The following is a 7,990-nucleotide window of genomic DNA, read 5'->3' on the forward strand; positions in this document are numbered from 1 at the left end:
GAAGAGAGGCCGGAGCGTTACGTTCGCGCCGGAAGAACAGAGGCGGAAGCATGTCCTATCTCGATAATGTGCGTGTGTTCGTGCGCGTCGTGGAGCTCGGAACGCTGTCGGCAGCGGGCCGTGATCAACGTGTTACGCCGGCGGTTGCCAGCAACAGAATCAAAGAGTTGGAGCGGCATATGGGGGTGCGCCTGTTCAACCGCACCACCCGAAAACTGACGCCGACCGAGCACGGACGAGTCTTCTACGAAGGCGCGGTGAAGATCCTCGAAGCGGTCAACGAGGCGGAAAGCGCCATTGCCGATCTTTCAAGAAATCCGAAGGGAGCGCTGAAGATCACCGCTCCGCTCGGTATCGGCCGCCGCCTGATCGCGCCCGGAATCCCGGAGTTCCATGACCGCTATCCGGATATCGAAGTCAGGCTGCGCCTCTCCGATCATAATGTCGACATTCTCGCCGAAGGCGTCGACATCGCCTTCAAGCTCGGCATACTCGAGGATTCCAACCTGCGCATGCGCGGCATCATGAACTGCGACCGCGTGCTCTGTGGCTCGCCGCGCTACTTCGAAAGGCGCGGCACGCCCTCGTCGCCGGACGACCTCCTCAGCCAAAGCCACGACTGTCTTCTGCTGCGCTATCCCGGGTCGAAGGAATATTACTGGACCTTGCAGACGCCGGATGGCGTCCGCAAGTTCGAAGTCGCCGGGCCCTATGATTCGGATGACGGAGACGTGCTTACCCAATGGGCGCTCGACGGCCGCGGCATCGTCAACAAGCCGCTATTCGAGGTGAAGCACTATATCGACGAGGGCCTGCTCGTGCCGATACTCGAGGAGACGCCGCCGCTCGGCGCGCAGCTTGCGGCGATCTATCCGCACAAACGCTTCCAGGATCCGAAAGTCCGTCTGATGATCGACTTCATGGCCGAGCGCTGTCAGCGGCTGATAGGCAAGATGCTCGCTGAGCCTGCTGAAGTACCGGAGCGTTCCAGCGCTTGAGCGCAGCGCCGCCAACGAACAAGCACGACCTTGCCCGTCGTTCGGCGGCTCTCGATCGCCGATGCGTGTCATCTGCCGATCGGCCTAAGCCTTGACCGATCTCTGGCTCTTCGGAGAGGGCGCGCGAGGCTGCAAATGGCGGTTCAGCGCCGCAGTCACTACCTCGGCCGCGGCAAGCGCCGCGATCACTTCCGGCCGCTTGTCCTTCACCGCCGTACCGCCGATCGGGCAAACGAGCCTCTCGAAAAGCTCGGGACGATTGACCTCTCGCGATAGCCAGTTCTTGAACGTCGCGCGTTTCGTCTTCGATCCGATCATGCCGACATAACTGGCGTCTTCGCGCCCGAGCGCCTCAGTCGTGATCAGAAAGTCGAGTGCGTGATCGTGGGTAAGGACGACGAAGGCGCTGCCCGGTGGCGCGTCGCGCACCACAGCCTCGGGCATTGCGGTCAGGCAGGTCTCGACGTCAGGCACGTCGGCGGCCGAGAGCTCATGCTCGCGGGTGTCTACGAGCACGGTCCTGAGCGGCACATGCGAAAGCGCCCGGGCGAGCGCGTTGCCGACGTGACCGGCGCCGAAGATGTAGACATGCGGTCGGCGCGCGATCTCATTGTCGCTGGATTCGATGATTGCAGCTCGCATGACCGCATCCAACCTTTTGAAGGAAAGCGTAACGCGACCGCCGCAGCACTGGCCGATCTCGGGGCCGAGGGGGATCGCCAGTCGAAGGTCCCCGTTCGCCCCATGAAGGAGCTTGCGCGCGTGGTCGATCGCCATGAATTCCAACTGTCCACCGCCAATCGTGGCGAAGGTGCGATCCTCTGAGACGAGCATCCAGGCATCCGTATCGCGCGGCGTCGAGCCTGCGGCGCTCGCCACCTGGACAAGCACGCAGGCCGGTTCACGGCTCAGGAAATCGCGGATGTCCTTTCTACCCGTCATTTCAGTCGTCCACTATTTGCCCTGCGCGATTGTCCCTAACCGGCCCGGGCGGCGCGCAGGCGCTCGACAGCCATCAGCACGCGCTCCGGTGTTGCGGGTGCATCGATGCGCGGCGGAATACGATAGTCCGCAACGCTTGCCGCCGCCATGGATATCGCCTCCAGAACCGAAATGCCTAGCATGAAGGGAGGTTCCCCGACCGCCTTCGAGCGCCGGATCGTCTCCTCCCGGTTCACCGACCAATCGGCCAGATGCACGTTGAAGACGCGCGGGCGATCGGACGCGAGCGGGATCTTGTAGGTGGATGGCGCGTGCGTCCGCAGCCGGCCCTTGGCATCCCACCAGAGTTCCTCGGTCGTCAGCCAGCCCATGCCCTGGACGAAGGCACCTTCGACCTGGCCGAGGTCGAGAGCAGGGTTCAGCGACTTGCCGACGTCGTGAATGATGTCCGTTCGTTCGACCTGGTATTCGCCGGTCAGCGTGTCGACGCTGACCTCGGAGCATGAGGCGCCGTAGGCGAAGTAGTAGAAAGGCCGGCCCCGCCCTTCGGCGCGGCTCCAATGGATCTTCGGAGTCTTGTAGAAGCCGGCCGCCGAGAGCTGCACGCGCGCGGCATAAGCTGCCTTGATAAGATCCGCAAAGGGGATGCGCTCGGCCCCTATTCGAACCGTGTTTGGCTCGAAAGCGACATCGGCCTGGCTCACGCCGTAGCGTTCGGCCGCGAAGCGCACGAGCCGCTCCTTGATCTGCTGGCAGGCGTTTGCGGCGGCCATGCCGTTCAGGTCCGAACCGGACGACGCAGCCGTTGCAGAGGTGTTCGGCACCTTGCCGGTCGAGGTCGCCGTCACCTTGATATGGTCGAGATCAACCTGGAACTCGTCCGCTACGACCTGGGCGACCTTGGTATAGAGCCCCTGCCCCATTTCGGTGCCGCCATGGTTCAGCTGGATGGACCCGTCCGTATAGACGTGGATCAGGGCGCCTGCCTGATTGTACTCGGTCTTGGTGAAGGAGATGCCGAATTTGACCGGCGTCAGCGCGATGCCGCGCTTGATGACATGGTTCTCGCGGTTGAAGGCGATGATCGCCTTCCGCCGTGCGGCGTAATCAGACGAGGTTTCGAGTTCCTCGATGATCCGCCCGATGATGTTGTCTTCGACCGTCTGGTGATACGGCGTCAGGTTGCGCCCTTCGCCGCCATAGAAATTGAGCTTGCGGATTTCGAGCGGGTCCTTGCCGAGCGCATAGGCTACGTCTTCGATCATCCGCTCTCCGCCGACCATGCCCTGCGGTCCGCCGAAACCGCGAAACGCTGTATTCGACACGGTGTTGGTCTTGAGCGGGCGCGAGCGCAGCCGGACATTCGGGTAGAAATAGCAATTATCGGCGTGAAAGAGCGCACGATCCGTCACTGGTCCGGAAAGGTCGGCCGAGAAGCCGCAGCGTGCGGCGAAAACCGCCTCCACCGCCTCGATTCGGCCATCATCGTCGAAGCCGATCTTGTAGTCGACGTGAAAGTCGTGGCGCTTGCCGGTCGCCGCCATGTCGTCGTCGCGGTCGGGCCGCACCTTGACCGCACGGCGGTACTTCCTTGCCGCCACTGCCGCAACCGCCGCGAAAAGATTTGCCTGCGTCTCCTTGCCGCCGAAGCCGCCGCCCATACGGCGGACATTGACGGTCACCGCATTTGAGGGCACGCCAAGAACATGGGCGACCATGAGCTGCGTCTCGCTCGGATGCTGGGTCGAGGAGAAGACGGTCACTTCGTCATCCTCACCGGGAATGGCGAAGGAGATTTGGCCCTCGAGGTAGAAGTGGTCCTGACCGCCTATGCGCATTTCGCCCGAAACGATGTTCTTCGCTCTGGCAAAGCCGGCATCGATGTCGCCACGCTCGAGCTTCAGGGGATCGATCACCAGCGGATAGTTCGCAGCCGCCGCTTCGAGAACATCCGTCACATGCGGCAGATCGCGATAGTCGATCTTCACCTTGGCGGCAGCGCGCCGGGCGGCCTCGCGCGACGTGGCGATGACCGCGAAGATCGGCTGACCGTGGAACTCGACCTTGCCGGTCGCAAAAACCGGATCGTCGTGTTTGTGCGCCGGGCTGATATCGTTTTCGCCGGGTATGTCCTGAGCCGTGAGCACACCCACGACACCGGGACTGTCATGCACCGCCTCGAAATCCACGGACAGGATTTCGGCATGAGCGCGCTGCGAGAGCCCGAGATAGCCGTGAAGCGTACCCGCGGGCTCCGGAATGTCATCGATATATTCTGCGGTTCCGGAAACATGCTTGTGACCGGATTCGTGGCGTTCCTTGTCGTGGACGGCGCCGCGGACGCGGACGACGGGCTGCATCACATTCATGGGTCCACCCTCTCTACATAGCCACCGCGACCGTGCGGTCGATCCGGACATGGCGCGTCTCCTGCGTTTCCAGATGGAAGCGCCGGAGGAGATTCCTGGCAACGAGCATCCGATATTCAGAAGAGGCACGCCAGTCGGTGAGCGGCGCGAAATCGCGCTCGAAGGCGGCGAAGCCAGCTTCGACGGCAGCGTCGTTCCATTGCGCGCCCTTGAGAGCGGCTTCCACATTCCGGGCGCGCTTCGGCGTGCCCGCCATGCCGCCAAAGGCGATAGCCACATCGGCAACCCTGCCGTCTCCGTCGAGCTTCACGCGGAAGGCGCCGCAGACTGCGGAAATGTCTTCATCGAATCGCTTCGAGATCTTGTAGACGGCGAAGCGGTGCGTCTCGTCCAGAAAGGGAATCCGGACAGACTCGACGAATTCGCCGGATTCGCGATCCTGTTTGCCGTATTCGAGGAAAAAGGCTTCGAGCGGCAGCGTACGGCGGTTTGTTCCCTTGCGCAGGGTGACCGAAGCGCCCAATGCGATCAGCGCAGGCGGCGTGTCGCCGATCGGAGAACCGTTAGCGATGTTGCCGCCGACTGTGCCCATATTGCGTACCTGTTCGCCGCCGATACGGTCCCAGAGTTCGCGCAGTTGCGGGAAGTGCCTGACGATGGCCGGGTAGGCCTCCGTGTAGCTTACGCCGGCAGCAAGGGTGATCCCATCCACCCCGACCGAGATCCGCCGCAACTCTTCCAGATGCGAGAGGTGCACGACCGGCGCGATGTTGCGCATGAACTTGGTAACCCAGAGCCCGACATCGGTCGAACCGGCGACGATCGTCGCCTTGGGGTTGGCCTGGAGAACCGCAGCGAAATCGTCCAGCGAGGCCGGCAGCACGACGCGCTCGTCTTCGCCCCCGATCTCCACTCGGCGACCGTCTTGAAGGGCCTTCAGTTGTCGCGTGATTTGCTCGCGTTCCACAATCAGCGGGTCCTTGCCGAGCTCGCCCACCGATGCGATCGCTTCGGCCGCCCGAATGATCGCCGCATAGCCGGTACAACGACAGAGATTGCCCTGCAACGCCTTCTCAATCTGCTGAATGCTCGGCTTCGCGTTGGCCATCCAGAGACCGTAGAGGGACATCACGAAACCGGGTGTGCAGAAACCGCATTGCGAGGCGTGCGTGTCGACCATCGCCTGCTGTACCGGATGCAACGGCCCGTTCGGCTGGGCAAGCGCTTCAACCGTCACCACATGACAGCCGTCAAGCGATGCGACGAAGCGGATGCACGCATTCACCGATTCGTATCGGAGCTTGCCGTCGAGGAGGCGGCCGACAAGTACGGTGCAGGCACCGCAATCGCCTTCCGCGCAGCCTTCTTTCGTGCCGCGCAGATTGCGGTCGATACGCAGGAAGTCCAGCAGCGTCTGCACCGGCGAGACGTCGGCAAGCTCGACGGACCGGTCATTCAAAAGGAAACGGATCGTATTTCGGAATTCGATCGTCATTGCCGTCAGCTCCCGCGATAGGTGGAATAGCCGTAAGGCGAAAGCAGAAGCGGCACGTGATAATGCGCAGCCCGGTCGGCGATGCCGAAGCGGATCGGGATGACATCGAGAAACGGGTTCACCTCGCGCTCCGCCCCGGGGCCGAGATATTCGCCGGCGTGAAAGCGCAGTTCGTAAGTTCCGGTTTCCATCGTGGAGCCGTTGAGAAGCGGCGCATCGCATCGCCCGTCGTCATTGGTTCGTGTCGACGAGAGAAGCTCTGTCCGTTCACCTTCAATCCGGTAGAGATCGATGCGCAGATTGCTTGCCGGTTTGCCGCTCGACGTGTCCAGCACGTGGGTCGTCAAGCGGCCGGACGTTCCGTCTTGAACTTGCATTCTATCGCTCCTCCGAAAGTCAGCTTCGAGGTTAGAGTATCCGAAGCGCGAGGACCTTTGTGTAGCGGGCTCAACCTTCGAGACTTTCAAATTTTTCGGGGGGAATGGGAGATCGGAATTCTCGCTACCAATTGGGCGACAAGACAATCTCTGGAGGAGCTGCTGTTATGAGATATCCCCGCGATCTCCTGGGCCATGGTCCGAACCCGCATATTGCCTGGCCCGATGGCGCCCGGATCGCCGTGCAATTCGTGATCAATTACGAGGAGGGCGGAGAGAATTGCGTGCTTCACGGCGACGCCGCCTCGGAGGCCTTTCTCTCGGAAATCATCGGCGCTCAGGCCTGGCCTGCCCAGCGCCATTGGAACATGGAATCGATCTACGAATATGGTGCGCGCGCCGGCTTCTGGCGGCTGCACCGCCTTTTCACCGAGAGACAAATAGCGGCCACCGTCTATGGCGTCGCCACTGCCCTCAAGCGCTCGCCCGCACAGGTGGCGGCCATGCAGGAAGCCGGCTGGGAGATCGCCTCCCACGGCCTCAAATGGATCGAGCACAAGGATTTCGACGCCGAGCGCGAGCGCGCCGAGATCGCCGAGGCGATCCGCCTCCACACGATCGTAACCGGAAAGCGGCCGACCGGCTGGTACACGGGGCGCTGCTCCGTGAACACGCTCGACCTCGTGACCGAGGCCGGCGGCTTCGACTACGTCTCTGATTCCTACGCCGACGACCTGCCCTACTGGCATGAGCATGCCGGCCGGCATCAGCTCGTCATTCCATACACCCTCGATGCCAACGACATGCGCTTTGCGACCCCGCAAGGCTTCAACAGCGGCGATCAGTTCTTCAGCTATCTGAAGGACAGCTTCGACGTTCTCTATGCCGAGGGTACCGCCGGCGCACCGAAGATGATGAGCATCGGCCTCCATTGCCGTCTAGCCGGCCGACCCGGCCGCGCGGCCGCACTGGCGCGCTTCCTCGATTACGTAAAGGGCCACGAGAAAGTCTGGGTCGCACGCCGCATCGACATTGCCCGCTACTGGGCAGAGGCCTATCCGTTCCGGCCGAACGAAAACCGACCGTCGCGGCTCTCGAAGGATGACTTCATTTCTCGATTCGGTGGAGTTTTCGAGCACTCGGACTGGATCGCCAGACGCGCCTTTGCCGATGAACTCGCACCGGCTAACGATACGGCATCGGGACTGCATGCGGCCCTTTGTGCGGTCTTCCGTGAAGCGAGCGAAGAGGAACGGCTGGCGGTCCTGAACGCCCACCCGGATCTTGCCGGCAAGCTCGCCCAGGCGAAGCGGCTGACAGAGACCTCGACTTCGGAGCAGGCCTCCGCGGGGCTCGACGCGCTGACCGACGAGGAGCGCGAGCGTTTCACTGCGCTCAACGATGCCTATGTCGAGAAATTCGGCTTTCCTTTCATCATGGCCGTCAAGGGGCGCAGCAAGGACGAGATCCTCGCGGCCTTCGAGACCCGCATCGGCAATGAGGGAAAAGCCGAATTCAATACGGCATGCCTCCAGGTAGAACGGATCGCGTTGTTGCGGCTCCGCGAAATGCTGCCGGAGTGATGCGAAACAATACCGGGGCGCAATAAGTCGGAGCGGGATGCGGGCGAAAAACCGCGCATTTTTCCTGATCCCGCTCTATGGGCTGTTGAGAATCGGGATGCCCGCCGCGACTTGCTTGATTTCCTCATTCATGTGTTCGTCACAGGAATCCTGTGTGTCGAAACTGTGCTTATATGGGTGCGGGCGGAAGGCCGTCGGAATCCTGGTCTTTAAAGACCGTGTGCTG

At 62.2% G+C, this 7,990-nt stretch carries 6 protein-coding genes; 2 read left to right on the forward strand and 4 right to left on the reverse strand.

The annotated features are described in order from the left end of the window. Positions 1-50 precede the first annotated feature (50 nt). Positions 51-998 (forward strand): LysR family transcriptional regulator, encoded by a 948-nt coding sequence (locus FB009_RS23415; RefSeq protein ID WP_012061554.1) that lies wholly within the window; start codon positions 51-53, stop codon positions 996-998. Positions 999-1,082: 84 nt separating this feature from the next. Here FB009_RS23415 and xdhC read toward each other — a convergent pair whose 3' ends face one another. From xdhC to uraH, 4 genes are read right to left on the reverse strand one after another with little or no spacing between them, the layout of a single operon-like run. After that, positions 1,083-1,940, reverse strand: coding sequence for a xanthine dehydrogenase accessory protein XdhC (xdhC, locus tag FB009_RS23420; protein WP_024311757.1), 858 nt, complete (start codon positions 1,938-1,940; stop codon positions 1,083-1,085). A gap of 35 nt (positions 1,941-1,975) precedes the next feature. Further along, the gene (gene xdhB / locus FB009_RS23425; RefSeq protein ID WP_024311758.1) at positions 1,976-4,309 is read right to left on the reverse strand and encodes a xanthine dehydrogenase molybdopterin binding subunit; all 2,334 of its coding nucleotides are present in this window, start codon (positions 4,307-4,309) and stop codon (positions 1,976-1,978) included. Between the two features lie 13 nt (positions 4,310-4,322). After that, positions 4,323-5,804, reverse strand: a complete 1,482-nt coding sequence (xdhA, locus tag FB009_RS23430; protein WP_024311759.1) for a xanthine dehydrogenase small subunit — start codon at positions 5,802-5,804, stop codon at positions 4,323-4,325. Positions 5,805-5,809: 5 nt separating this feature from the next. Beyond that, on the reverse strand, positions 5,810-6,181 hold the full coding sequence (gene uraH, locus FB009_RS23435; RefSeq protein ID WP_012061550.1) for a hydroxyisourate hydrolase: 372 nt from the start codon (positions 6,179-6,181) through the stop codon (positions 5,810-5,812). Positions 6,182-6,348: 167 nt separating this feature from the next. Between uraH and puuE the strand changes: the two genes are divergently transcribed. Continuing rightward, entirely contained in the window at positions 6,349-7,764 is a 1,416-nt protein-coding gene (puuE, locus tag FB009_RS23440) for an allantoinase PuuE (RefSeq protein WP_024311760.1), read from the forward strand. Positions 7,765-7,990 lie beyond the last annotated feature (226 nt).

Origin of the sequence: Sinorhizobium medicae, assembly GCF_007827695.1 — a bacterium.
GTDB classification, from domain to species: Bacteria; Pseudomonadota; Alphaproteobacteria; order Rhizobiales; family Rhizobiaceae; genus Sinorhizobium; species Sinorhizobium medicae.